Below are 25,558 nucleotides of genomic sequence, written 5' to 3'. Positions count from 1 at the left end.
GCGATGACAGGCCCCACCGAGACGTCCCCGGCCCCCGCCTACGGTCACTCCTCCCGCCGCGAACGCACCGGCTGGTACATCTACGACTGGGCCAACTCGGCGTTCTCCACCACCGTCGTCACCGCGTTCCTCGGCCCCTACCTCACCAACATCGCCAAAGCCGCCGACGACGTGACCGGCACCGACACCGTCGGCCAGATCGCGTTGTTCGGCCTGACCTTCCGCGCCGACTCACTATGGGCGTTCACCACCGCCCTATCGGTCATCCTGCAAGTCCTCGTACTACCCGTGGCCGGAGCCATCGCCGACCGCACCAGCCGCAAAAAACAACTACTCGCCGCGTTCGCCTACACCGGCGCCGCAGCGACCTGCGCACTGGTGTTCCTCACCGGCGACCGCTGGGAACTCGGCGCCGTGCTGTTCATCATCGCCAACGTCTCCTTCGGCGCCAGCGTGGTCGTCTACAACTCCTTCCTCCCACAAATCTCCACCGAAGAAGAACGCGACGCCGTCTCCAGCCGCGGCTGGGCCTTCGGCTACCTCGGCGGCGGCACCCTGCTCCTCCTCAACGTCATCGCCGTCCTCCTCGGCGGCGACGACATGCTCGCCGAGACCGCGCGCTACTCGATCGTGTCAGCGGGCCTGTGGTGGGCCGGTTTCACCACCATCACCATCGCCCGCCTCCAAAACCGCCCCGCGGCCGCCGGCGAAGCACAAGGCTCGGTCCTCACCGACGGGTTCAAACAGTTCTTCCGAACACTCAAAAGCCTGCGCGCCTACCCCAAAACCCTGGCGTTCCTGATCGCGTTCCTCATCTTCAACGACGGCATCCAAACCGTCATCGCCATGGCCGGCACCTACGGACAAGAAGAACTCGGCTTCGAAAACGACGTCCTCATGCCCACCATCCTCGTCGTCCAGTTCGTCGCCTTCGGCGGAGCCCTCGCCCTCGGACGCCTCGCCCGCCGCTACGGCGCCTGGAAAACCGTCCTGGGCAGCCTGGTCGGCTGGGTGCTCGTCCTCATCGCCGCGTTCAACCTCCCCAGCGGCAACGCACCCCTCTTCCTCGCCGTCGGCGCCGGCATCGGATTCATCCTCGGCGGCTCACAAGCACTCTCCCGCTCCCTGTTCAGCCAACTCATCCCCAAAGGCCGCGAAGGCGAATACTTCGGCCTCTACGAGATCAGCGACAAAGGCACCAGCTGGCTCGGCCCCATCGTCTTCGCCGTCACCAACGAGATCACCGGCAGCAACCGCCTGGCCATCATCTCCCTCGTCATCTTCTTCATCATCGGATTCATCCTCCTCATCCGCGTCCCCATGGCCGACGCCATCCGCGCCGCCGGCAACACCCCACCCGAGAAGCTCTGACCACAACGCGCCCCATAAGCTCATCGCCCGTGACGGCGCGACTGAAGTTCTTCTATGGACCCATGGACTGCGGGAAATCAACCCTCGCCCTGCAGATCCACCACAACCACACCCGCTCAGGCAGAAAGGGACTCCTCCTCACCCGCCACGACCGCTCCGGCTCCCCGCGCATCACCACACGCATCGGCCTGGCCAAAAACGCCACCGAACTCACCGACGACCACGACGTCCGCGCCCTGGCCAACACCCACAACGCCGACTACGTCATCTGCGACGAAGTCCAGTTCTACCCCGTCGGCCACATCGAGCAAATGGCCGACCTCGTCGACTGCGACGGCATCGACGTCTACGCCTTCGGCCTGGCCACCGACTTCCGCAGCGTCCTGTTCCCCGCCACCCAACGCCTCCTCGAACTCGCCGACGAGGCCCTCCGCCTCCAGGTCGAAGTGTTGTGCTGGTGCGGATCCGAAGGACAGCTCAACGCCCGCGTCATCGACGGCCACGTCGCCCGAGCCGGACAGCAGGTCGTCATAGGAGACACCGACGACGCCACCGTCCACTACCAGGTGCTGTGCCGCAAGCACTACCGCGCCGGCGAACTCGCCGCCGTCGAGGCCTTCACCGAGGCGAGCTGACTAGTGGATGCCGGCCATGAGCCGGCGAAGGTTCTTGACCATCGCGATCGCGGCCGCACCAAGCAGCACCGACGCACCGCCGAGGATCGCGAAGTACTGCCATTGTTCGATGACGTCGGCCAGGCGCCCCACCTGGCCGCCAATGGCATCACCGACGGCGGTGGCCAGGAACCACAGCCCCAGCATCTGCGCGGTGTAACCCGCGGGCGCGAGTTTCGTGGTCGTCGACAATCCCACCGGACTCAGACACAACTCACCGGTGACCTGCACGGCATAGGCGGCCACCAGCCACAGTGGTGAGACCTTCTCACCACCGACGGCAGCGAGCGCGGCGAACATCATCACGATGTAGGACAGGCCGTTGAAGATCAGGCCGAGCGCGAACTTCGTCGGCGTGGCCAACCGGTGCCCGAGTCTGAGCCAGACGACACCGGCGATGGGCGACCCGATGATGATGAAGATCGGGTTGACCGCCTGCAGCGTCGAGGCGGCGATCTCACCCAAGACCGGCACATCAAGATCGGTGCTGTTCTCCGCGAACAGGTTCAGCACCGAACCGGCCTGGTCATAGATGAGCCAAAAGCACGCGGCGAACACGAACAGCCAGATATAGGCCTTCAACCGCGACCGCTCCACATCGGTGACACCCGGATCGGCGAACATGCGCGCGAAATAGGCCACCGCGATCGCGATCGGCACGAAAGTGAGGATCCCCAAGACGACGTTGACCGTCAGCCACCCCAGCAACGCCAGCACACCTACCACCACGGCGACACCCACCACCGCCAACCCCACCGCCCGCAGCACCCTGCGCGTCTCATGAGACGCCAACGGCTTCACCGCGTGACGGCCGAGCTCACCGAGGGCACCGCGCCCGGCGACATACCAGACCACCGCGATGGTCATACCGACCCCCGCGGCACCAAACGCCAGATGCCAGTCCTGCTTCTGGCTCAAAAACCCGGTCACCAACGGCGCGATGAACGCACCGAGGTTGATGCCCATGTAGAACAGCGAGAACCCGGCGTCACGCCGCGGATCGTCTTGACCGTAGAGGTCACCGACCATCGCCGAGATGTTCGGCTTGAGCAGCCCCGTCCCCAGCACGATCAAGACCAGCCCGAGGAAGAACGTCGGTTTCGCCGGGATCGCCAGACAGTAATGCCCACAAGCGATCACCACCCCGCCCCACAAGACCGACCGGCGCGGCCCAAGGACACGATCGGCGACCCACCCACCGGCCAACGGCGTCAGATACGCCATGCCCGTATAGACCCCGTACAAGGCCGTGGCGTCACCATCGCTCCAGCCCCAGCCACCATTGGCCGGCGACGCCACCAGATACAACACGAGGATGGCGCGCATCCCGTAGTAACTGAACCGCTCCCACAGTTCCGTGGCGAACAACGTCGCCAGCGCTCGCGGATGCCCGAAGAATCCGCGATCGGAACCGGGGTCCGCCGGCGCGGGCGTCCCGACTGTGGCCATGCCGCCTCCCACCCTCAGTCTGGTGATGTTACGACCGTTGCGGGCGGCTTAGCGGCGACTTGACCGGATTGGGGCTGATGGGACTTCGCTATCGGGCGTCTCCCAATGGTGTGTGCCCCGCCGGGACGGTCTCGGCGGCACTCGGCGGTCCCGGTGGTGTCCCGTCCCCGAAAGGCCTGCCACCAAGTGCCTCACGCCCGTGCGGGGTCAGCCACCCCGCCAGGTCCGGGCCGGCCGGGACGATGCCGGTGGGGTTGATGTCGCGATGGACTTCGTAGTAGTGCCGTTTGATGTGGTCGAAGTCGGTGGTGTCACCGAACCCCGGAGTCTGGAACAGGTCACGGGCATAGGCCCACAGCACCGGCATCTCCGAGAGTTTCTCCCGGTTGCATTTGAAGTGCCCGTGATACACCGCGTCGAAGCGCGCCAGCGTCGTGAACAACCGCACGTCGGCTTCGGTGATGGTGTCCCCGACCAGGTACCGGCGCCCTTCCAGACGCGCCGACAACCAGTCCAGCCGGGCGAACAAGCGCCCGTAGGCGTCCTCGTAGGCCGCCTGCGAACCGGCGAACCCACACCGGTACACCCCGTTGTTGACATCGGCGAACACAACGGCGTTGACCTCGTCGATCTCGGCCCGCGCGTCCGGCGGATACAACACCGGCGCACCCTGGCGGTGAAACGCCGTCCACTCCAGCGACAGGTCGATCGTCATCTGCGCGTAGTCGTTGGTCACCACCCGCCCCGTCGACTCCTCCACGATCGCCGGGACCGTGATGCCCCGCTCATAGCCCGGGAACCGCCGGAAGTAGGCCTCCTGGAGCCGTTCCATGCCCAGCACCGGGTCACGCCCGCCCGGATCGAGATCGAAGGTCCACGACCGTGCGTCGTGCGTCGGGCCCGCCACCCCCATCGACAAGACGTCTTCGAGCCCCAGCAGGCGCCGGACGATGATCGCCCGGTTCGCCCATGGGCACGCCCTGCTCACCACCAGCCGGTAACGCCCGGGCTCCACCGGAAACCCGTCACGCCCGTCGGCGGTGACACGGGTGGCGATGTAGCGCTGGTCGCGAGTGAACTCGCCGTCACCGGCGATGTAGGAACCTGTCTTGGTCGGCATGTCCCACATGATGTCACCGGGGGTGTGTCTCGTCACCTTCCCGACACCTGCCCGTTCGGTGTGTCCGGCTCCCGCCGCAGGTCACGACCCTTTCCGCCCCAGTCCACGGCGACCTGCTTTGACCAGGCGAAACACCCTGAGGGTGAACCGTGACCGAAACAGCGTCACAATGGTTTCGGCTAAAGGGTCTCAACGGTGGAGGGGATGCCATCCTTTCCTCGGTGGACGTTCGGGTCCCGAATAGGGAAACATTCAGCTGGCTGCGTCGTTACACCGGACAGATGTCGCAGATGTGGCTGTCAAGGGTTCAGAGGGGAAGCCAGGTTTATGGGTGAGCGCATGCTGCGCGGAAGTCGACTGGGCGCGATCAGCTACGAGTCTGATCGCAACACCGAGCTGGCACCGCGGCAGACCAGGGACTTCGTCTGCCAGCGAGGGCACCGTTTCGAGGTGCCGTTCGCGGTGGACGCCGAAGTGCCATCGACGTGGGAGTGCCGCCTCGACGGCACCGTCGCCCGTCTCGTGGACGGCACCGAGCCGGAGGCGAAGACCGGGAAGCCTCCGCGCACGCACTGGGACATGCTCCTGGAGCGGCGCAGCGTCGATGATCTCGAAGAGATCCTCAACGAACGACTCGAAGAGGTCCGCGCCCGGCGCGGAAAGGCGTAAAGACCGTCAGGTCTTGGGGGCCGTGGATCACCGAAGGTGGTTCACGGCCCTTCGTCCTTCTCGCGCGCGTCGATAACTTCGCCTTCGATGACCTCACCCGAAGGCGCCTCATCGGGCACCCCCGCCTCGGTCCGCACACGCCTGGGCCCGAACAGGTTCTGCGCCCCACCAGAACCCAGACGCGACTCCAGCAGGCGCCGCGCCACCGGCCGCAGCAACGCCCGCGTCGGCGGCAGCACGCACAACAGACCGATCACGTCGGAGATGAAACCCGGCAGCAGCAGACCCACCGCACCCAGGAACGAGATCGTCCCGTCGACGATGTGGTCCCCCGGCGGCCGCCCTGCGGCCTGATCGGCCTGGTAGGCACGAATCGCCTTCGCCCCGAAATACCGCATCAGCGACATCCCGAGCATCGACGTCACCAACGTCGCCAGAATCGCCCAACCCAGCCCGATCCACCGCGCCACCGCGATATAGGCGACCAGCTCACAGATCGCCAGCAGCGAGAAGAACGGGAACCGCCTCCGCCGCCGCGGTGCCCCGGCCGGGCCCGGATTCATTTCCCGCGACCGAACAGCGCCGACAACTGCCGCGCCCGGTGCCTAACCCCCCACGACCCGACCCGCAGCAACGCCTCCCGCACGATCGGCCCGCCCATCTTCGACGCCCCCCGCTCACGCTCACTGAACGTGATCGGCACTTCCACCACCCGCAGGCCGGCCTTCACCGCACGCCACGTCAGATCGATCTGGAAGCAATACCCCGCCGAGGCGACACTGTCGAGATCGAAGGCGTCCAGCGCCGTCAACCGGTAGGCCCGATACCCCGCGGTGTTGTCCCGCACCGGCACACCCAGCAGAATCCGCGTGTACAGACTCCCGCCCCGCGACAGCAGCAAGCGGTGCATCGGCCAGTTGACGACCTTCCCACCCGGCACGTACCGCGACCCGATCACCGCGTCGGCGTCACCGAGGGCGTCCAACAGCCGCGTCAACTGCTCCGGCGCGTGAGATCCATCGGCGTCCATCTCGACCACGACATCGAAACGCTGCTGTCTGGCCCACGCGAAACCCGCCAGGTACGCCATGCCCAGGCCCTCCTTACCGGCCCGGTGCAGCACATGCACCCGCTTATCGGCCTCGGCCAGACCATCGGCGATGTCACCGGTCCCATCGGGACTGTTGTCGTCGGCGATCAGCACATGAGCGGCCGGCACACTCGCCCGCACCCGCTCCACGATCTGGGCGACGTTCTCCGACTCGTTGTACGTCGGAATGATCACCACGACCCGCCCGATGCGCGGATACACATCGGAACGATCCTCGCCCCTGCTGTCGGTATCGGCTTCGGTGGTGTCCGGATGCGCCGTCACACGGCCCCCTCTTCGGTCACGGCTCGGCTTGCCCTGCGACGGCGCACGGTCAGCGCCGCCGCTGCCCCCACGACCCCGGCCGCCACCGCGGACAGGAGCAACTCAGGAAGCATACCGAGGACGTGCGCGGGCGTTGCGCCCTCACCGAGGTCCACACGCCGCACCAGCTCGGCACGCGTGTTGAACCCCGTCGCGTCGTGCACCGTCCCATCGGCGTCGACGAACCCCGACACACCCACCGTCGAGGCCATCAACGCCGACCGGCCGTGCTCCACCGCCCGCAACCGCACCATCGCCATCTGCTGCAGTGCCTCGGCGTTGTTGAAAGTCGCGTTGTTGGTCTGCACCGCGATCAACTGCGCCCCCTCATCGACCGTCTCACGCACCACATCATCGAAAGCGATCTCGTAACAGATCACATCCCCGACCGCCACACCGTTCATCTCCACGATCCCCGGCTCGGTACCCGGCGCGAAGTTCCCCGCGATCTTCACCTTGTCGGTGATCTTCTCCACCAGCGACCGCAACGGCACCTGCTCCACGAACGGCACCAGATTCCGCTTCACGTACCCCACATACGGGGCCCCACCCACCGGCCACACCAGCCCCGAGTTACGCGAACGCCCGTCCTCACCACGCACCAACGCACCCACCAGGATCGGCGCACCGATCGCCGCCACCGCCCGGTCGATCGCCGCCGCCGCGTCAGGATGACGCGTCGGATCGATATCGCTGGAATTCTCCGGCCAGATCACCAGATCGGGCTGATCGGCCGTACCCCGCACCCGCTCGGCCAAAGCGATCGTCGCCTCAACGTGATTATTGAGCACCGCCATCCGCTGAGCATTGAACTCAAGCCCCAAACGCGGCACATTCCCCTGAATCACCGCCACCACGGCGCTACCGGCATCAGGCGTCGACGTCGGCACGAACACCGACGCCCCGAACACCGCACACGCCGCCAGCACCCCCGCACCCACCCGCAGCAGATCCCAACGCCCCCACACCGCCACCAGCAGCAACCCACCGGCCAAAGCCGTCGCGAACGTCACCAACGGCGCCCCACCCAGCCACGCCAGCGACAACAACGGCGAATCGGCCTGACTAAACGCCAGCCGCCCCCACGGGAAACCCCCGAACGGAACCCGATCCCGCAAAGCCTCCGCACCCACCCACAACGCACCCGTCCCCACCGGCCACACCCACACCCACCGGTCGAACACCCCAGACGCCCACGCCGACACCGCCCCCAGCACACCCACAAACACCGCCTGCGACAACGCCAACAGCAACCACGGCCACGCACCCACCTGCGTACCCGTCCAATCCAGCAACGGCACGAACAACGCCAGCCCCGCCAGCAACCCCAACCCGAACCCCGCCCGCGCCCGCCGCCGATGCACCGCCGAAGCCAACCCCGCCACACTCAACGGCGCCAGCCACCACCACCCATACGGCGGAAACGACAACCACAAACCCGCACCCGACACCACCGCCGCCGCCACCGCCGCCCACCACGACAACCGGCGCTGGCGGCCGGTGCCGTGCAGGAGGCTCCACGCGTGTGGTGTGGCGGCCGCACCGGCCGGTTCGGGTCGGTGTTCCATAGGGGTCGTCACCACAGCCGCAGCGCTCCTGTCAGGCGAAGAAGAGGGATCCCAGTATCACCGACCCCGCCTGGCGGCGGCCACCGGGCAAAGCGAAGGGGCGTGGTGTATGCCACGCCCCTTGCGTTCCCAGGCCCTTTCGGCGGGTGATCTTGAAACCGTCGTGCCAGGACCTTCGGACCAATTCGGAACCGACCGGATGCCGACGCCGCAACTGTTGTCTACTGGCCTGTCACCACACGTACCAAATCTCACCTCACGGCGACCGTCTCGCACCGCCCCGCCGACCCCCGCGTGCTGAGCCTGGCCGCCGGCGGTGATGCGGCCGACCACCGCCGATTGCCCAGTCTGCGAAGGAACGAAGCGAGCCGAGCCGCCCCCGATTACGGACACTGGCAACCGTAAGGCGTCCCATGCGGGGCCTGTCAACCGGGTCCGGGAAATCAACCGAAAAATGGCCCACGCCGCGCCTGCAACTCCCGCCACAACAGCCCCAGCGCCGCCACCGGATGACTCTGCGCCAGCAACCCCGCCGCCGCCAGCACATAGCGAACGTCGACCACCACGCCCGCGCCTTCCGGCAACGGCCACCCACCCGAACGATCGGCCACCGCCTCGGCGAGCACATCACGGCCGGCGTTCCCGGCGGCATGCCGCAGCACCCCGCCCGAACCGATCACCAGACCCACCCCGCGCAGGTCCTTCCCGCCCCGAAACGGCCCGTCGAGGCCGTCGAGGCGCTCACCGCGCGCGTGCCTGCGCAACGCCACCTTCATCGCCAACCCCGCCAGTTCCACATCGACGCGCGCACCGGCCTCGTCGTCAGGCAGGAAACCCGGTACCGCCGCCCGTGCCGCCGCGGGCCCTTCCAGGCGGGAAACCCCTTCGGTGTCGAGGAGCCGCTCCGCCGCGGCGGCCTCCACGATCCCCGGCGCGTTCCACCGCACCCCCAGATCGCCTTCCACCGTCCGCGACCGCCATTGACTGCCCGCGACCTCCGCCCGCGGACCTTCCAGTTCCGCGTCGGGCGTCAGCACCGAATACACATCCGTGGTCGCCCCACCCACATCGACCAGCAGCAGATCCCCACGGCCCGGCACGTCTTCGAACCCGTCGGCGAGCAACTCCACCCCCGAAAGCACCGCATCGGGTGTGGCCGCCCGCACCAGCCGCGTGAACTCCTCCCCGGCCGACAGGTGTTTCCCCGCGATCACATGCCTCAAGAACGCCTCACGCAAGGCCCCACGCGCCTCCTGCGGCCGCAGCATCCCGATCCGCGGCAAGACGTTGCCCACCACCTGCACCGGCAGGCCCGCACCCCGCAGAATCGCCTCCACCTCACCGGCGGCGCGCGCGTTGGCCGCCAGCACCACCGGCACCCGAAGACGCCCGTCACGTCCCACCGCCGAGGCGTACTGCCGCGCGTGTTCCAGCAACACCGACGCGTCCCCACCATCGGTCCCACCGGCGAACAGCACCGTATCGGGCACCGAACCCGCCAGGACCTCGAAATCGGCGTCCGACAACACTCCCGCCGCCACGCCCACGATCCGCGCACCGGCCGACAACGCCGCCCGGTGCGCCGCCGTCGCCGTCACCAGGGGTTCGTTACCGACCACCGCGCACGTCAGACCACCACCGGCCGACGAGCACACCCGCAACTCCTCGACGACCACGCCATCACCCACACCCGACAGCACGACATCACGAGCGGCGTACAACCCGTCGAGGACATCGGTGGCGATCGTCGTCGGATGCGCCGCCGTGCCCAGCAGGGCACCCGAGTCCACATCGACCGCCGCGACCTTCGTGTACGTCGAACCCACATCACCGCACACCACCACCCGCACGGCCCGCCCGCCCGTCACGACTTCGGCGGCACCACGACCGTGCCCACCGCGCTCGTGGCCAGCACCGGCGGATCGCACACCTCGGCCGCCGACTCGCCCAGATCCGGGCGGCCCCGGCACACCACGTGCACACTGAACTCGATCGTGCGGCTGCGGGTACCCACCCGTGTGAGCACCGCCGTTGTCTCCACGACGTCACCGGCACGGATCGGTGAGTGGAACTGGACATCACTGTAGGAGGCGAACAGTCCCTCGTCACCGTCGCTGCGGATGCACAACTCCGTGGCCACGTCCCCGAACAACCCCAGCCCATAGGCCCCGTCGACGAGGTTGCCCGCGTAGTGGGCGTGGCTGTAGGGGATATAGCGGCGATGCCGCACGGTCAGACCTTCCACGGCACTCAACCCACCGGCTCCTTCACATCACTGGCCAGAGCATGAACAAGATAAGAGGCCACGTCACCCGGCGTCGTCCCCCGCGAGAAGATCCGGTCCACACCGAGCTCACCGGCCATCATCTCGTCGAAACGGGGACCGCCCACGATCAACAGCGGACGATCCTGCGGGCCGAACGCCTCCCGGAACGCCGCCGACATCTCCCGGGTGTTGTGCAGGTGCGCGTCGCGCTGCGTCACAACCTGACTCACCAGCACCGCATCGGCGCCCTCATCGACCGCCCGGTTCACCAGATCGGGTACCGGCACCTGCGCGCCGAGGTTCACCACCCGAAGCTCCCGGTAGTACTCAAGGCCCTTCTCACCGGCGAAACCCTTGATGTTGCAGATCGCGTCGATGCCCACGGTGTGCGCGTCGGTCCCGATGCACGCCCCCACCACCACGAGCTTGCGCCCGAGGTTCTCCTTGACCGCGTCGTTGACCTCTTTACTCGTCAGCAACGGGTAGTCGCGCTCGACGACCTGGACCTCATCGAGGTTCACCAGATGCTTCGCCGCCCCGTACACCACGAAGAACGTGTGCGACGTACCGATCTGCTTGGCGTGAACCACCATCACCGGGTCAAGGCCCATCTTCGACGCCAACTGCGCCGCCGCGCCCTCAGCGCGCTTGTCATGGGCCACCGGCAACGTGAACGACACCTGCACCATCCCATCGCCGGTGGTGTCACCGTAGGGACGCACGATCCTCGGATTGCTCACGCCCGGCCCTCCAGGATCTCCGTGGCCGGGTTGAAGTACCCGTCCTGGTGCTCCTCGACCCCGTCGAGGCCACGCCCACCATCGGCCGGGCGCTTCATGATCCCGAACGTGCCCACACCGATGGCGTTGAGCAGCCCGTCATCACAGATCCGCTCCAGCAACTCGATCGCCTCACCCAGCACCACCCGCGCGCGCGTGGCGATGAACCCGTCGGCCGGCGGATGAAAGTCCTCGGTCAGCCCACCACAGGCGTTCATCACATACCGCACGTTCTGCAACGCCAGATCCCGGTCGGACAACCACGGCGTCACCACCGCCTCGGTCATCATCCCCACCAGCAAGATCCCCTGACCGGTCATCGCACCCACCAGGTTGAAAAACCCGTCAAGGAGATAACCCCGGAACACATCCCCCGTCATGTGCTTCGTCGGCGGCATCCACTTCAACGGCGCATCCGGGAACAACTCCCGCGCCAGCAACGCGTGCGCCAACTCCAGCCGGAACGAATCCGGCACCTCCGGATTGATCTCGAACGCGTGCCCCAACCCCAGCAACTCATCGGGCAGACCCGCCTCATGAGCGAAGAACTCGTTGAGCAACTGCGACACCGTCACCGTGTGCGCCGCCTCCACCGCATCGGCGGTGGTCAGGTAGTTGTCCTCACCGGTGTTGATGATGATCCCCGCCCGCGAATGGATCTGCCGCGAGAACCGCTGATCCACAAAAGTCCGGATCGGGTTGATGTCCCGGAACAAGATCCCGTACATCGAGTCGTTCAACATCATGTCCAGACGGTTCAACCCCGCCAAGGCCGCGATCTCGGGCATGCACAACCCCGACGCGTAATTCGTCAACCGAATGTAACGCCCCAGCTCAACAGACGTCTCATCCAGCGCCGCACGCATCAGCCGAAAATTCTCACCCGTGGCATACGTCCCCGCGAAACCCTCCCGCGTCGCCCCCTCCGGCACATAATCCAGCAGAGACTGACCCGTCGACCGGATCACCGCGATCACATCGGCACCCGCCCGCGCCGCCGCCTGCGCCTGCGGAATGTCCTCATAGATGTCACCGGTCGCCACGATCAGGTAAATCCACGGCCGCTGCGGCGGATCCCCGATCTCGGCGACCAGCCCGTCCCGCTCCACCCGCCGCGCGTCCACCGCCGCGATCCCCGCACCCACACTCGCCGACGCCAGCTCCCGCGCACGCACCGCCGCGGCCCCCGCGGGCACCTCGAAACGCACCGCACCCGACGCCGCCTTCTGCGCCAGCGCCAGCAGATCACTGTGCCCGTCGGCGGCCAGCGCGTGGAACACCGGCAGCGACACACCATGCCCGATACCCACATCGCCACGCACCGCGTCGACCAGACGGTTCACCCACGGAATCCCGTCGGGATCGGCACCGGCCAAACCCGCCAGCCGCAGCGTCGCCCGCTCCACCGACACCGTCGTCCGGCTCCGCGCCAGGTCCACCACCGGCTGACCCGCCCGCACCGCCAGCCGCCGCGCCCTCGCGACGAGCTCACCGTCCAAATGAAGACGGGTCTGATGTGCCACTGCCTACTCCTCCACGTGAATCGTCCGACCGGAAAGCACCGTACGGTGACAGACCGGCGCCGACACCGGATCCGGCAACTCCGCCGACCGGTGATCCCACACCGCGAACGTCGCCGGCGCACCCGGCGCCAGCACACCCGCCACGTCATCGCCCATGGCCCGCCAACCACCCCGCGTCGCCGCCGCGAACGCCGCCTTCAACGACAACCGCTGCGCCGGATTGTGATGCCACACCGCCGCGGCGATCCCACCCCACGGATCAGTCGGCGTCACCGGCGAATCCGAACCGAACGCCAACGGCACACCCACCCCCGCCAACGACGCGAACGGATTCGCCCCCAGCGCACGCTGCCGACCCAACCGGGCCGCATACATCTTGTCCGTCCCACCCCACGCCGCATCGAAAGCCGGCTGCACACTCGCGTGCAGCCCGAAAGCCACGAAACCCGCGATCAACTGCTTGTCCAGCAACTCCGCGTGCTCCACCCGGTGCCGCATCCCCCGCACCGCCTCCACACCCAACTGCTGCGCCGCCGCGGCCACACCCGTCACCACGTTCGCGATCGCCTGGTCCCCGATCGCATGAAAACCACCCTGCAACCCGTGCCGATGACAATCCAGAATGTGGTTCTCCACATCCTCCGCCGACAGATACGCATGCCCACGCGTCGCCGCATCGGCATAGTCCTCCCGCAACGCCGCCGTCCGCGCACCGATCGACCCATCCGCCGACAAATCCCCGCCACACGCGTGCGCACCCAGATCACGCGCCTTCTCCGCCGCGCACAACTCACCCCAGTAACCCACCACCCGCGGCAGGCCACCCTCGGCCGACACCTTCAGCAACGACGAGAAATCGGCCTCCCCCACCGACGTCCCCTCAGAAGGCATCCCGCACTCGTGAATCGACGCCACACCCAAACCAGCCGCCCGGCGCAACGCCGCACGCTGCCACCCCGCCCGCTGCGCCACCGACATCGACTCCGCCGCCACCGCCCGCGCACGCCGATGCGCGTACAACGTCAACGGCCCATCAGCCGAATACCCCTCCAGACCCGCGATCTCACCGACCTCCGCCCGCAACGCCGACGACGCCAGCCCCTCATGCCCACACACCCGCGACAGGTAACCCCGCCGCCCACCCAGCGCGGAATCGAGCTCCTCACGCGACGGAACCCGCCGCTCCTCCCACGTCGACTCGTCATACCCCTGACCGGTCACCACCGCCTCCCGCGGAAGACCCCGCACGAACGCCGCGACCCGATCAAGAACCTCCACCGCCGACCGCGTCCCCAGCAGCGACAACTCCGTCATCAACACACCCGTCGCCGCCACATGCGCATGCGCGTCCACGAACGCCGGAGTCACCAGCCGACCATCGAGATCCACCACCTCACCGGCACGAGGCGCATCGGCGTCAGCACCCAGCCACGACACCGCCCCCTCATCGTCGACCAGCAACGCCGTGGCCACCGGAGCGGCCGGAGACAGAACATGCCCGTTACGAAAAAGCGTCGTCATGACTACCTAGTCTCAGCCAACCGCCGGTCGAACATCGCACGGACCCCCGGCACCGAACGCACCAGCCGCAACGCCAGATCCGCATGCCCCGGCGTGAACCCGTTCCCGATCAGCATCCGCACATCGGCCGCCAAACCCTCCGCCCCCAACGCCGCCGCCGGAAACGACGTCGCCATCGAAAAGAACACCACCGTCCCACCATCAGACGTCGCCAGAATCGCCCCGTGCTCACACCCCGGCACATCCACACACACCACCGTCACATCCGCCAGGGCCCCCACACCCTCCACCGCCGCCGCCGTCGCCACCGGATCGGTCGCATCCGCGATCACCACCGCATCGGCCAGACCCGACTCCGCCAGCAACTTCGCCTCCGACGGCGTCGGCACCAAACCCGTCACGCGACCCGCCCCCGTGGCACGGGCCGCCGCCAACGACAAGGCACCACTCTTACCCGCCGCCCCCAACACCGCCACATGCGGCGCACGACCGGTATCGGCGATGAACTCCGACACCACCCGCGCCGTCAACGCCGGCGCCCCGCACACATCGAACACCGCCAAGGCCAGATCCGCCGGCAGATCATCGGGCAACACCGCCGCGATCGACCGCGCGAACAACACCGCGTGCCCCCCGGCCGGAACCTGCTCGCCGAGCCCGTCCCAGCCGGCCAGGCCGTCGGAGATCACCAGCGGCGTCAGCGTCAGCGACACCAGCGTCGCCACCCGCTGCCCGACCGACAGTCCCAGTGGGGAGTCCGGGCCGACCTCTTCGACCGTCCCGATCAGCATCCCACCCGAACCGGTGTCCGGATTGTGCATCTTTCCGCGCTCGGCGACGATCCGCAGGACCTCTTGACGGACCTTGTCACCGTCCCCACCGAACTTGACGCTGAGCTGACGGAAACTCGCCGCGTCCAGGTTCAGCCTCTCCACCCGGATCCGCACCTCGTCGGCACCGATCGCGCGGCTCGCGTCCAAGCGCCAGGCCGCCTGGGGCAAAACGCCCGACGGCTCCAAAACCCGATGCAAACCCGCAGGCGAAGACATGAAACCTCCTCGAACACACACGCCAAGATGCCAGCAGCCTAACCGAAGATTCTCCGGCGGGGTAGCTTGACATCAGGAGGGTTTCCGCTAGTAGCCTCTGTCGAATCGCGTATCTCAATGCCGAGGAGGCGTTAACGTGTCGTTGACGGACCCCGCCACAACAGGACCGGCCGAACAGCCGTACCTGTACCGGCGAACCGAACTCGTCGAACCAGACTGGCGACGCTTCCCCGGCTGGCGCGACATCACCACCGAACAGTGGGAAAACGCGCAGTGGCAACGCGTCAACTGCGTCAAGAACATCAAACAGCTCCACACCCTGCTCGGCGACCTCGTCGACGAACGCTTCTACAAAGACCTCGCCGACGACCAGGAACACCTGGCCACCATGTCGATGCTCATCCCGCCACAGATGATCAACACCATGGTCACCCACGACGCCGACACCACCCCCGGCTCCTGGACCGAGGCCTTCTACGCCGACCCGGTGCGCCGCTACATGATCCCGGTGGCCTCCGACCGCCGCCGCGACTGGCCCTCACACCCCTACGCCACCCGCGACTCACTCCACGAACACGACATGTGGGTCGCCGAAGGCCTCACCCACCGCTACCCCACCAAGGTCCTCGCCGAACTGCTCTCCACCTGCCCGCAGTACTGCGGGCACTGCACCCGCATGGACCTCGTCGGCAACTCCACCCCCACCGTCGACAAGCTCAAGCTGACCTTGAAACCCAAGGACCGCTACGACGCCATGATCGACTACCTCAACGACCACCCCGGCGTCCGCGACGTGGTCGTCTCCGGCGGCGACGTCGCCAACGTCCCCTGGAAGAACCTCGAAAGCTTCCTCGCCCGACTCCTCGACGTCCCCACCATCCGCGACATCCGCCTCGCCACCAAAGCACTCGCGGCCCTGCCGCAGCACTGGCTGCAAGACGACGTCGTCGACGGACTCGGCCGGATCGCCACCACCGCCCGCGAACGCGGCGTCAACCTCGCGATCCACACCCACGTCAACCACGCCCAGTCGGTCACCCCACTCGTCGCCAAAGCCGCCCGCGCCGCCCTCGACGCCGGCGTCCGCGACGTCCGCAACCAAGGCGTGCTCCTCCGCGGCGTCAACGACACCCCCGCCGCCCTGCTCGACCTCTGCTTCGCCCTCCAGGGCGAGGCCAACATCCTGCCGTACTACTTCTACATGTGCGACATGATCCCCAACGCCGAACACTGGCGCACATCCCTCGCCACCGCCCAGGCCCTCCAAACCGCCATCATGGGCTACCTACCCGGCTACGCCACCCCCCGCATCGTCTGCGACGTCCCCTTCGTCGGCAAACGCTGGGTCCATCAGGTCTCCCGCTACGACACCGTCAAAGGCGTCTCCTACTGGACCAAGAACTACCGCACCTCGATCGAGATGACCGACCCCGAGGCGCTCACCCGCGAATACCCCTACTACGACCCGATCGACACCCTCCCCGAAGAGGGCCAGGCCGCATGGCGCGAGAACCACGCACCCGCCGACATCGCCGCCGAAGCCAAACAGGCCGCCGCGCTGTCACGAGCCGCCAGCCTCTAGAACACGAAAAGGGCCGTCGCGATCGCGACGGCCCTTTCGCACGCCAACCTAACCCTCAAGTAGAGGTTCAGGGTCACCCTCGACCAGGCGGCTAACGGTTCAACGCCGCACCCACCGCCGCCAGCCGACCCTCAGCCTCCGCCCGGTCGGCCACGAACCACGCCTGCCTACCCCGGTTCGACTCCCGCAGCAGATCCCGCAGCGCATCGCTCTCGGCCACCCACCCCGAGACGTCACCGACCACGACCAGCCCCATCCGGTAGTCGGCGAACTTCCCGAGAACCTGACCGGCCACCCCCGAACGCAATACGAAGAAGTCCGGCTCAAGCCGCTCCACCGGCACCAGCACCCACGACGCCTCCACGCTGTACGCCCCGGCGATCAGATCCACCGCGTCCCTGTCGTTCGCGACCACCTCACCCTCGGCGCCGCACACGAACACCGGGACGCCCCCGATCGATTCCAGACTGTCAGCCATGACGACGCTCCTTCAGCAAAGTGTCGACGAGTTCGAGCAGTGCCGCACAACGGCCCGGACCGCCGTGCACGATGATCCTCAGCACCGCCCGCTCCTCGTCATAGACGTTCTCCACCCGCAACCGCTCGCCGCCCTGCGGCGGGCCGAGCGAGTGTCCGGTGATGGTGTTGGCGAGCCAGGAGACCTCTTCACGCCCGATCGCCTCGACCTGGACGACCGCCGAGACCTCCACCGCGCGGGTCCGCGCGGCCTCCTCGCGTACCGGGGAGGGTGCGGCCGTACCGGTGAACTTCTCAAGGTCGGCACGCGCGATCCGGTACTGCTTGCCGATTCGCGTGGCCTTCAGCTTCCCGTCGCGGACGTAGTTCCGCACCGTCTTGACGTGCAGGCCGAGTAGTTCGGCCACTTGGTCGACGGAGTACAGCGAGGCTGACACGGGACGTCCTTTCGAGCGAGCATGATTCCCTAAGCTTCCGCATGCGACCGTAACATGAGACTGATAGGGAACGATAGAGAGTTATGGCGCCCGCACGGTGCCGTGATCGGTAGGGCGACCACGGCACCGCTCCCCTGCCCTCTCGGTATCGACGGACAAGCCGACACGAACGACCTCAGCCGGTGCGCAGAACGCGAAAACGATCGGGCCGCGCCGGATCCCGGTCGACGACCTGGACCGGCGGCCACGCCCACTGCCATACCCCGATCCCGGGCACACGCGAGAACCGGATCCGCCCGCGCGTGCCCGCGACGTCGACGTGCGGCCACGACGCGGCGATGTCCGCCCGCTCGATCCCCCGCGAACGCATCACATCGGCGAGGACGGCCACCGTGTCGTAGCCCTCGAAGGCGACGAACGAAGGTGCCTCGCCGAGTCGAGCGCGAAGGGCCGTCTCGACGCGAGCCCCGAGAGGCCCCAGACGGTCAGGCAGGTACCGCAGGAACGGGATGGCCGAACCGGCGCCGTCCGGCGATCCGCGCCATGCGGCGAACTCCGGCTGACCGGCCGGAGCCCCGATCACCAGATCGGCCAGGCGCCGGTCACCGCGCACGGATGCCACGACCGACATCGCCGGCTCCGGATGCCCGGCGAGCAGGAGAACGGCCGTCGACCGGTGGCGGACGAGCTCGTCGCACACCTCCGAGGGCGTGAGCGAGGCCAGGTCGAGTTCGACGACGGTTCCGCCTCGCGAAGCGAAATGGTCGGTGAGGACGCGGGTGCCCGACGCCCAGTAGACGCTCGGCTGGGTCACGACGGCGATGTGCCGGTGGCCCGCGTCGAGGAGGAAGTCCGCGTAGACGCGCCAGCCGTGCGACTGCGCCGGACACAGACGGGCGACCCACTCCGTCGGCCGGTCGGTGAGCGCGTCGAGAACCGCCGAGCTGCACAGGAAGGGCAGGCCGAGCACGTCGACCCTCGCGGCCACCGCTCGCGCGACGACACTGTGGTACTCCCCCACCAGAGCCGCCACGCCCAGGCCGGCGAGTTCGTCCACCGCCGCCTCCGCCCGCAGCGGATCGGCCGCGGTGTCCCGCACCACCAGTTCAAGTGGTCGCCCGAGGATCCCTCCGGTGCCGTCGACGTGATCGACGGCCGTTTCGAGTCCGGCCAGCAGATGCCGGCCCGCCTCGACCCAACCGGGTCGACTCAGTGGGGCAAGGGCTCCGATCCGCACTGGTTCCCGCATCCGCATGATCCTGCCGGACGACGTCCACTCGTCCGTGCCGGCCACGTCGGCGACCAGACGTGGAGAGCCTCGACGCCTCCAACGCGCACCCGCTCCCCCTGTCGGCGGGTCACGCTCCCGAAAACCTCAAGATCAACTCGGCGGCCCTTGTTTTTTGTGGAGAGGTTCCTCCCGGCGGAGAGCAGTTCCCGCGCCGCTAAGTGACATAACTCTTCATTATCGTCCGTGAATTGCCAGGAGAAAGAGGCGACCGCCGGTCGCCTCTTTACTTTCGCGCTTGTACGGGCCCTGAGCTGGGCTTTTGCCCTTTTCGCGAGATCGGGCCCCGCCCTAGACGACCTTCTTCGCCCCCGCCAGGTTCGGCACCCGGCCCTCATAGGGAGTCGACAGCACGATGGTCGTGCGGTGGGTGACGCCCGCTTCCGAGCGGATGCGGGCGAGCAGCCGCTCCAGCGCCGTCGGTCCGGACACCCGGACCTTCAGCAGGTAGAAGTCCTCCCCCGCCACCGAGTGGCAGTCCTCGATCTCGGGGAGCGCCGACAGGCGCTGCGGGGCGTCGTCGTCGGCCGCCGGGTCGATCGGGCGGATCGCCACGAAGGCGGTGAGCGGCAGGCCGGCCTTCTCGTAGTCGAGCTGCGCGGTGTAGCCGCGAATGACCCCGCGCTCCTCCAGTCGCTTCACCCGCTGGTGCACCGCCGAAGTCGACAGGCCAACGCGTTCGGCGAGTTCGGTATAGGACATGCGGCCGTCCTCGGTGAGTGCGGCCACGATCAACCGGTCCAGTTCCTCCACAGTGACACGGTACCGGCGCCGCGGCGGATACGCGCGGGCGAGCGCCTTGTGCCCGCTTCTCCCCTCCCCCGCGCTACTGTTCCGGGCGGGCCGGACCACCCCGGAAAGGTGTGTTCCCCCACCCTTGTCCCCCTGCGTGACGGGTTTCGATGGTCTTGCCCGTACACTTCTAATCCGGCCGCCATCGCGGCCGCATTCGATTGGGTATCACCATGCCGGTGGCGCCCAGGGCGCGTACCGAGCATTCCGTCGCAGATCGCATTCAGGCGGTCCTTCCCAGGGGATTGGGAACCGGACGGGACTTTGGCGCGTGCTTGTGATCCCGAAAGGTTCATAGTTGTCTCTCAATACCGACATGCCCTCGTTCACCGACCTGGGCCTGCCGCAGCGTGTCGTCGACGCCCTCGCCGAGCGAGGCGTGACCACGCCGTTCCCCATCCAGGCCGCGAGCATTCCCGACGCCCTGTCGGGTCGTGACATCCTCGGCCGCGGCCGCACCGGCTCGGGCAAGACCCTCAGCTTTGGTCTGCCCCTGCTGACGCGCCTCAACGGGAAGCGCTCGAAGGCCCGCAAGCCGCGCGGCATCGTGCTGGTTCCCACCCGCGAGCTGGCCATGCAGGTGGCCGAGTCGCTGGAGCCTTACGGCAACGTCTTCAACCTCGACATCAAGGTCGTGTGCGGCGGCACCTCGATGCAGCGTCAGATCTTCGCGCTCCAGCGCGGCGTCGACGTTCTCGTCGCGACCCCGGGCCGTCTGCGCGACCTCATGGCGCGCGGTGTGGCCGACCTGTCCGAGGTGGAGATCGCGGTCCTCGACGAGGCCGACCAGATGGCCGACATGGGCTTCCTGCCCGAGGTCACCGAGATCCTCGACCAGGTTCCGGCCGGTGGGCAGCGGATGCTGTTCTCGGCGACCCTGGAGAACGAGATCGACACCCTCGTCAAGCGTTACCTGAACGACCCGGTCACCCACGAGGTCGACCCGTCGGCGGGTGCCGTGACGACGATGGAGCACCACGTGCTCGTCGTGAAGCCGGGTGACAAGGCCGCGGTGACCGCCATGGTCGCCGCCCGGACCGGTCGCACCATCGCCTTCGTCCGCACGCAGCTGGGCTGTGAGCGGGTCGTCGAGGAGCTCAACGCCGGTGGCGTGCGGGCTCTGGCCCTGCACGGCGGCATGAACCAGGCCGCGCGCACCAAGACCCTCGCCGACTTCAAGGACGGCCGTGTGCCGCTCCTGGTCGCCACGGGTGTGGCGGCGCGAGGCATCCACGTCGACGGTGTCGACATGGTTCTGCACATCGACCCGGCGGGTACCGCCAAGGACTACCTGCACCGCGCCGGCCGCACGGCTCGCGCCGGTGAGAGCGGCACCGTCGCGACCCTGGTGCTCCCGCACCAGCGTCGTGGCATGTTCAAGCTCCTTGAGGAGGCGGGCGTCGACGCCGTCCGTCACCGTGTCGAGGGCGCGTTCACGCCGGAGCTGACCAAGATCACCGGTGCCCGGTCGATCGCCGACATGCGCGCCGACGCGGCCACCCGGGCCGTCGAGGACGCCGAGTCGGAGATCGTGGCGCTGACCCGCAAGCTGCAGGCCGCCGAGGACCGCCTCATCGACCTGCAGGACCGCGCGCGTCGTGCCGCCGAGTACGCCGAGGGCGTCCGCAACGGCACGATCACGCCCGAGGTCGAGCGTGAGCACCGTCCGCACCGCTCTTCGCAGGGTGGCAAGGGCGGCTGGGACCGCAAGCCCCGCGAGCAGCGCACGGGCGGCCGGAGCTACGGCGACCGTGGTTCGTCCTCCTACAGCGGCGAGCGCAGTGGTTACGGCAAGCGCGACGATCGCCACCCGCGTGACGGTCACCCGCGTTCGTCGGGTGGTTACCGCGGCCAGGGCGGCCGCAAGGACCGTCCGAGCTACAACGACCGCGCCCGCTAGGGACACGAGTACGTGAGAACGGCCCCCACCTTCCCGGTGGGGGCCGTTTCGTGTCGGGGTCAGGGCTGGTGGCGGTAGACCTCTTCGCCGTCGACGTAGGCGACCTCGACGCGCGAGTAGACGTCGAGGGGGTCGCCGGACCAGACGCAGAAGTCGGCGTCCTTGCCGACGGTGAGGGAGCCGAGCCGGTCGTCGACGCCCATGATCCGTGCCGGGTTGATGGTGAGCGACTCCATCGCGACCTTGCGGTCGAGTCCTTCCTTGACGGCGAAGGCGGCCTGGTGGACGAGGTGTCCGATGGGGACGACCGGGTGGTCGGTGGTGATGGCGATGGTGACGCCCGCGGCGGCGAGGAGGCCGGGGTTCTCGATGGAGCGGTTGCGGACCTCGACCTTGCTGCGGGAGACCATCAGTGGTCCGATGATGACGGGGATGTTCTTCTCGGCGATGATGTCGGCGAGCAGGTGGGCCTCGGTGCCGTGGTCGATGACGAGTTCGTAGCCGAACTCCTCGGCGATGCGCATGGCGGTGGCGATGTCGTCGGCGCGGTGGCAGTGCTGGCGCCAGGGGATCCGGCGGTCGAGGACGGCGACGAGGGCTTCGAGTTTGAGGTCGCGGTCGACGGGCTTGCCCTCTTCGGCGGCGGCGTGCCTGGCCTTGTAGTTGGCGGCGTCGACGAAGGCGCCCCGGATGACCGCGGCGGTGCCGAGGCGGGTCGAGGGGGTCTGCTTCTTCTCGCCGTAGACGCGCTTGGGGTTCTCGCCGAGGGCGGATTTGAGGCCGCTGGGGGCGCGCAGGGCCATCTCGTCGACGGTGCGGCCGACGCATTTCAGGGCGATGGTCTGGCCGCCGATGGGGTTGCCGCTGCCGGGGTTGACGTTGACGGCGAGGACGCCGGCGGCGACGGCGTCGGCGAAGCCGATCTCGGCGGGGTTGATGGCGTCGATGGCGCGGACGTGGGCGGTGACCGGGTCGGTCATCTCGTTGGTGTCCTGCCCGGCCCAGCCCTCGCCTTCCTCGTGGACGCCGAGGTGGACGTGGGCGTCGATGAGGCCGGGGACGATCCATTTGCCGGTGGCGTCGACGATCTCGGCGCCGTCGGGGATGGGTGTGGTCGCGTCGCCGACGGCGCTGATGCGGCCGTCGGTGACGATGACGACGCCGTCGTCGAGGGGTTCGGCGTCGATCGGCAGGACACGACCGCCGGTGAGGGCGAGGATGTGGGTGGACACGTCGGCTCCTGGGTGCGTGGGGATCTTTCGGTCGGGGTCTGTTCTACCCGACGTGCCGGTGGCGTGGTCACCGATCCGGTCGTGGAGTGACGCTGGCGGCCATCGCGTAGCGTGCAGCCGAGACCTGGCGTAGCTGGTGAGGAGCCGTACGTTGATGACGCTGACACATTGGACCCCGGAGGATCTCGCGTCCCGGGTGGACGAGGTCCTCTCGGTGTACGCCGAGGCGATGGGGTATCCGCCGGAGGTCGCCCGGATGCGGCACGGTTTCGTGGTGTCCCATTCGCAGCGTGAGGGGCTGCGGGCCGTGGCGGTGACGGCGGCCGACGATCGGCTGCTCGGGTTCGGCTACGGCTATCTGGGCGGGCCGGGACAGTGGTGGCACGACCAGGTCGGCGAGTGGCTGACGCCGGAGGCGTACCGGCGGTGGATGAGCGACGTGTTCGAGCTGGTCGAGTTGCAGGTGCGGCCGGAGGCGCAGGGGCGTGGGCTGGGTGCGCGTCTGCTGACCGAGCTGCTCGGCGACGCTCCGGGTTCGACGGTGGTGTTGTCGACGCCGGAGGCCGACGAGGCGAAGTCGCGGGCGTGGCGGCTGTACCGGCGCACCGGGTTCGTCGACCTGGCGCGGCATCGGCTGTTCCCCGGTGACGACCGGCCGTTCGCGATCCTCGGGCGCGAGCTCTAGCGCGCAGGGCTCGGCGCGGGGCCGGGTGGCCCCACGTCTAGCGCAGGGCCGAACCGACCACGATGAGCAGCTGCACGAAGCCCAGTGCCCCCAGCAGTGCCCACGCCGTCGTCGCGAGACTGGCGATGCCGGTCGCGAACCCGGCGGACAGGCCGTCGCCGAGAACGACGGCGGCGCCGGCGACGACGAAGCCGACCACGGCGATGATGACGCGCATGTTGCGTTCGCCGAGGGTCTGCATCCCGGGTTCGGTCATGCCGGCGCTGACGGCCTTGGCGCGGACGTACTCGTGCAGCCAGGACAGTGCTCCGGCGACGACCACGACACCGCCCATGGCGCCCAGGGCGTAGAAGGCGCACAGCCAGCCGGCTTCGGCGACGCGGGCGCCGAGGGAGTCGAAGACCTCACCGCGCGCACCGCGCCGTCCGGTGTGGACCGACAGGGCACCGCGCCCGATGTCGGTGCCCGCCGTGGTCAGCACCAGAAGGGCCGCGACGGCGACGAAGACGCCGCCGCGACGGGTGATCAGGGGGGTGACGATGCTCGCGACCACTCCGATCGCGGTGAGGGTGCCCGGTCGTACCCGCATCGCCGACAGCGCTCGGCCGGTCAGGTCTCCCGCGGCCGCCAACGTACTCATGGGATGTGGATATCAGACGGGGGCGACCGAACGCAGGTTTTGCCAGATCTCGCGCGTGGCGGTCGAACGGTTCATGGTGATGAAGTGGATGCCCGGTGCGCCCTCGGAGAGCAGCCGGTCGCACAGTTCGGTGGCGATCTCGACGCCGAGGTCGCGGACGGCGACGGGGTCTTCGGCCACGGCGTGGAAGCGGTCGGCGATCGCGGGCGGGATGTGCGCGCCGGTCAGTTCGGCGATGCGTTCGAGGTTGCGGACGTTGATGACCGGCATGACGCCGGGAACGATGGGGACGTCGCAGCCGGCGGCGACGGTGGCGTCGCGCAGGCGGGCCCAGTCGGCCCAGTTGAAGAACATCTGGGTGATGGCGAAGTCGGCGCCGGCGCGGCACTTGGCGACGAAGTGGCGGATCTCGCTGTCCCAGTCGGGTGAACGCGGGTGGCGTTCGGGGAAGGCCGCGACGCCGACGCTGAAGTCGCCGGACTCCTTGAGGAGACTGACGAGCTCGTGGGCGTGCGTGAAGCCGTCGGGGTGGGCGATCCACTCTCCGCTGACATCGCCGGGCGGGTCGCCGCGCAGGGCGAGGATGTTGCGCACGCCGACCGCGGCGAAGTGGCCGATGAGGTTGCGCAGCTCGGCGACGCTGTGGTTGACGGCCGTCAGGTGGGCCATCGGGAGCAGCGTGGTCTCGGTGGCGATGCGCTCGGTGGTCTCGATCGTCTTGGCGCGGTTGCCGCCGCCGGCTCCATAGGTGACCGACACGAAGGACGGCTGCAGCGGTTCGAGCTCGCGCAGCGCCGTCCACAGTGTCTTCTCCCCCTTGTCCCCGCGTGGCGGGAAGAACTCGAAGGAGAACGTGGGCTCGGGTGCGGCGACCAGGTCCCCGATCGCGGGGGGCTGGCCGGGCATCACCGACGGGGCACCGAGTGTCACCCCCCGAGCCTAACGGGCCGTGTTCTTTACCAGGGCCGGTGGTGGAGGGTCGGTCACAGAATGGGATGGGCCGCGCGGCACACGGTCCACCCATTCTCCCTTGCTCCGCACTGTGCAGTGTGATCACCCGTTTGGCCATACTCGGCTGACCGAATTGTTAGTCTCATTCGGAATTGTCCGCTCTCGTGCGGG

At 68.2% G+C, this 25,558-nt stretch carries 24 protein-coding genes; 6 read left to right on the top strand and 18 right to left on the bottom strand.

The features are described 5' to 3' along the window. Window positions 1-3: 3 nt before the first annotated feature. Both HNR73_RS07745 and HNR73_RS07740 read left to right on the top strand, forming a co-directional pair. Entirely contained in the window at window positions 4-1,371 is a 1,368-nt protein-coding gene (locus tag HNR73_RS07745; protein ID WP_184786606.1) for an MFS transporter, read from the top strand. Continuing rightward, complete coding sequence (locus HNR73_RS07740) at window positions 1,296-2,006, top strand: thymidine kinase (RefSeq protein ID WP_373316589.1); 711 nt, start codon at window positions 1,296-1,298, stop codon at window positions 2,004-2,006. Before HNR73_RS07745 ends, HNR73_RS07740 begins: the two co-directional genes overlap by 76 nt. Here HNR73_RS07740 and HNR73_RS07735 read toward each other — a convergent pair whose 3' ends face one another. Together HNR73_RS07735 and HNR73_RS07730 are read right to left on the bottom strand one after the other, a co-directional pair. Next, window positions 2,007-3,494: a peptide MFS transporter gene (locus HNR73_RS07735; protein ID WP_184786605.1), complete on the bottom strand. Its 1,488-nt coding sequence runs from the start codon at window positions 3,492-3,494 to the stop codon at window positions 2,007-2,009. 88 nt (window positions 3,495-3,582) lie between these two features. Continuing rightward, window positions 3,583-4,623 carry a glutathione S-transferase family protein gene (locus tag HNR73_RS07730; RefSeq protein WP_184786916.1) on the bottom strand — a complete coding sequence of 347 codons (1,041 nt, stop codon included), beginning with the start codon at window positions 4,621-4,623 and terminating at the stop codon, window positions 3,583-3,585. A 318-nt stretch (window positions 4,624-4,941) separates the two neighbouring features. On the opposite strand from HNR73_RS07730, the gene HNR73_RS07725 reads away from it, so the two are divergent. Further along, window positions 4,942-5,283, top strand: coding sequence for an RNA polymerase-binding protein RbpA (locus tag HNR73_RS07725; RefSeq protein WP_184786604.1), 342 nt, complete (start codon window positions 4,942-4,944; stop codon window positions 5,281-5,283). A 41-nt stretch (window positions 5,284-5,324) separates the two neighbouring features. Here the strand turns inward: HNR73_RS07725 and HNR73_RS07720 are convergent, their stop codons facing one another. From HNR73_RS07720 to kdd, 9 genes are all read right to left on the bottom strand, one after another. Further along, window positions 5,325-5,846: an FxsA family protein gene (locus HNR73_RS07720; protein WP_184786603.1), complete on the bottom strand. Its 522-nt coding sequence runs from the start codon at window positions 5,844-5,846 to the stop codon at window positions 5,325-5,327. Beyond that, complete coding sequence (locus HNR73_RS07715) at window positions 5,843-6,658, bottom strand: polyprenol monophosphomannose synthase (RefSeq protein WP_203685832.1); 816 nt, start codon at window positions 6,656-6,658, stop codon at window positions 5,843-5,845. Before HNR73_RS07715 ends, HNR73_RS07720 begins: the two co-directional genes overlap by 4 nt. Then, window positions 6,655-8,265 (bottom strand): apolipoprotein N-acyltransferase, encoded by a 1,611-nt coding sequence (lnt, locus tag HNR73_RS07710; RefSeq protein ID WP_184786602.1) that lies wholly within the window; start codon window positions 8,263-8,265, stop codon window positions 6,655-6,657. The genes HNR73_RS07715 and lnt overlap by 4 nt, the downstream gene beginning before the upstream one ends. Before the next feature lie 443 nt (window positions 8,266-8,708). After that, on the bottom strand, window positions 8,709-10,115 hold the full coding sequence (locus HNR73_RS07705; RefSeq protein WP_184786914.1) for a glutamate mutase L: 1,407 nt from the start codon (window positions 10,113-10,115) through the stop codon (window positions 8,709-8,711). 14 nt (window positions 10,116-10,129) lie between these two features. Then, window positions 10,130-10,519 (bottom strand): 3-aminobutyryl-CoA ammonia lyase, encoded by a 390-nt coding sequence (gene kal / locus HNR73_RS07700; protein ID WP_239121966.1) that lies wholly within the window; start codon window positions 10,517-10,519, stop codon window positions 10,130-10,132. After that, window positions 10,516-11,271, bottom strand: coding sequence for a lysine 5,6-aminomutase subunit beta (gene kamE, locus HNR73_RS07695; protein WP_184786601.1), 756 nt, complete (start codon window positions 11,269-11,271; stop codon window positions 10,516-10,518). The genes kal and kamE overlap by 4 nt, the downstream gene beginning before the upstream one ends. Next, window positions 11,268-12,833 carry a lysine 5,6-aminomutase subunit alpha gene (gene kamD, locus HNR73_RS07690; RefSeq protein WP_184786600.1) on the bottom strand — a complete coding sequence of 522 codons (1,566 nt, stop codon included), beginning with the start codon at window positions 12,831-12,833 and terminating at the stop codon, window positions 11,268-11,270. The genes kamE and kamD overlap by 4 nt, the downstream gene beginning before the upstream one ends. A gap of 3 nt (window positions 12,834-12,836) precedes the next feature. Further along, the gene (locus tag HNR73_RS07685; protein WP_184786599.1) at window positions 12,837-14,354 is read right to left on the bottom strand and encodes an amidohydrolase; all 1,518 of its coding nucleotides are present in this window, start codon (window positions 14,352-14,354) and stop codon (window positions 12,837-12,839) included. Window positions 14,355-14,356: 2 nt separating this feature from the next. Next, a complete protein-coding gene (gene kdd, locus HNR73_RS07680; RefSeq protein WP_184786598.1) occupies window positions 14,357-15,403 on the bottom strand; it encodes an L-erythro-3,5-diaminohexanoate dehydrogenase in 1,047 nt (348 codons plus the stop codon). A 136-nt stretch (window positions 15,404-15,539) separates the two neighbouring features. On the opposite strand from kdd, the gene HNR73_RS07675 reads away from it, so the two are divergent. Continuing rightward, window positions 15,540-16,985 (top strand): KamA family radical SAM protein, encoded by a 1,446-nt coding sequence (locus HNR73_RS07675; RefSeq protein ID WP_203685834.1) that lies wholly within the window; start codon window positions 15,540-15,542, stop codon window positions 16,983-16,985. Window positions 16,986-17,076: 91 nt separating this feature from the next. On the opposite strand, the gene HNR73_RS07670 is transcribed toward HNR73_RS07675, so the two are convergent. From HNR73_RS07670 to HNR73_RS07655, 4 genes are all read right to left on the bottom strand, one after another. Next, entirely contained in the window at window positions 17,077-17,463 is a 387-nt protein-coding gene (locus HNR73_RS07670) for a DUF4180 domain-containing protein (protein WP_184786597.1), read from the bottom strand. Beyond that, a complete protein-coding gene (locus HNR73_RS07665; protein ID WP_184786596.1) occupies window positions 17,456-17,899 on the bottom strand; it encodes a helix-turn-helix domain-containing protein in 444 nt (147 codons plus the stop codon). The genes HNR73_RS07670 and HNR73_RS07665 overlap by 8 nt, the downstream gene beginning before the upstream one ends. Window positions 17,900-18,074: 175 nt before the next feature. Continuing rightward, the gene (locus HNR73_RS07660; protein WP_203685836.1) at window positions 18,075-19,148 is read right to left on the bottom strand and encodes an ABC transporter substrate-binding protein; all 1,074 of its coding nucleotides are present in this window, start codon (window positions 19,146-19,148) and stop codon (window positions 18,075-18,077) included. Window positions 19,149-19,478: 330 nt separating this feature from the next. After that, the gene (locus HNR73_RS07655; RefSeq protein ID WP_184786595.1) at window positions 19,479-19,940 is read right to left on the bottom strand and encodes an Lrp/AsnC family transcriptional regulator; all 462 of its coding nucleotides are present in this window, start codon (window positions 19,938-19,940) and stop codon (window positions 19,479-19,481) included. Between the two features lie 337 nt (window positions 19,941-20,277). Between HNR73_RS07655 and HNR73_RS07650 the strand changes: the two genes are divergently transcribed. Further along, entirely contained in the window at window positions 20,278-21,879 is a 1,602-nt protein-coding gene (locus tag HNR73_RS07650) for a DEAD/DEAH box helicase (RefSeq protein WP_373316588.1), read from the top strand. 59 nt (window positions 21,880-21,938) lie between these two features. On the opposite strand, the gene HNR73_RS07645 is transcribed toward HNR73_RS07650, so the two are convergent. Beyond that, complete coding sequence (locus tag HNR73_RS07645) at window positions 21,939-23,111, bottom strand: amidohydrolase (RefSeq protein WP_203685838.1); 1,173 nt, start codon at window positions 23,109-23,111, stop codon at window positions 21,939-21,941. 154 nt (window positions 23,112-23,265) lie between these two features. Between HNR73_RS07645 and HNR73_RS07640 the strand changes: the two genes are divergently transcribed. After that, entirely contained in the window at window positions 23,266-23,796 is a 531-nt protein-coding gene (locus HNR73_RS07640) for a GNAT family N-acetyltransferase (protein ID WP_184786594.1), read from the top strand. Between the two features lie 37 nt (window positions 23,797-23,833). Here HNR73_RS07640 and HNR73_RS07635 read toward each other — a convergent pair whose 3' ends face one another. After that, window positions 23,834-24,436, bottom strand: coding sequence for a CDP-alcohol phosphatidyltransferase family protein (locus HNR73_RS07635; RefSeq protein WP_184786593.1), 603 nt, complete (start codon window positions 24,434-24,436; stop codon window positions 23,834-23,836). Between the two features lie 12 nt (window positions 24,437-24,448). Next, window positions 24,449-25,366 carry a methylenetetrahydrofolate reductase [NAD(P)H] gene (gene metF / locus HNR73_RS07630; protein WP_184786592.1) on the bottom strand — a complete coding sequence of 306 codons (918 nt, stop codon included), beginning with the start codon at window positions 25,364-25,366 and terminating at the stop codon, window positions 24,449-24,451. Window positions 25,367-25,558: the final 192 nt, after the last annotated feature.

The sequence above is a fragment of the Phytomonospora endophytica genome (genome assembly GCF_014202425.1).
In the GTDB taxonomy this organism is placed as follows: Bacteria; Actinomycetota; Actinomycetes; order Mycobacteriales; family Micromonosporaceae; genus Phytomonospora; species Phytomonospora endophytica.
This window is presented reverse-complemented; position numbering and strand designations above follow the sequence as displayed.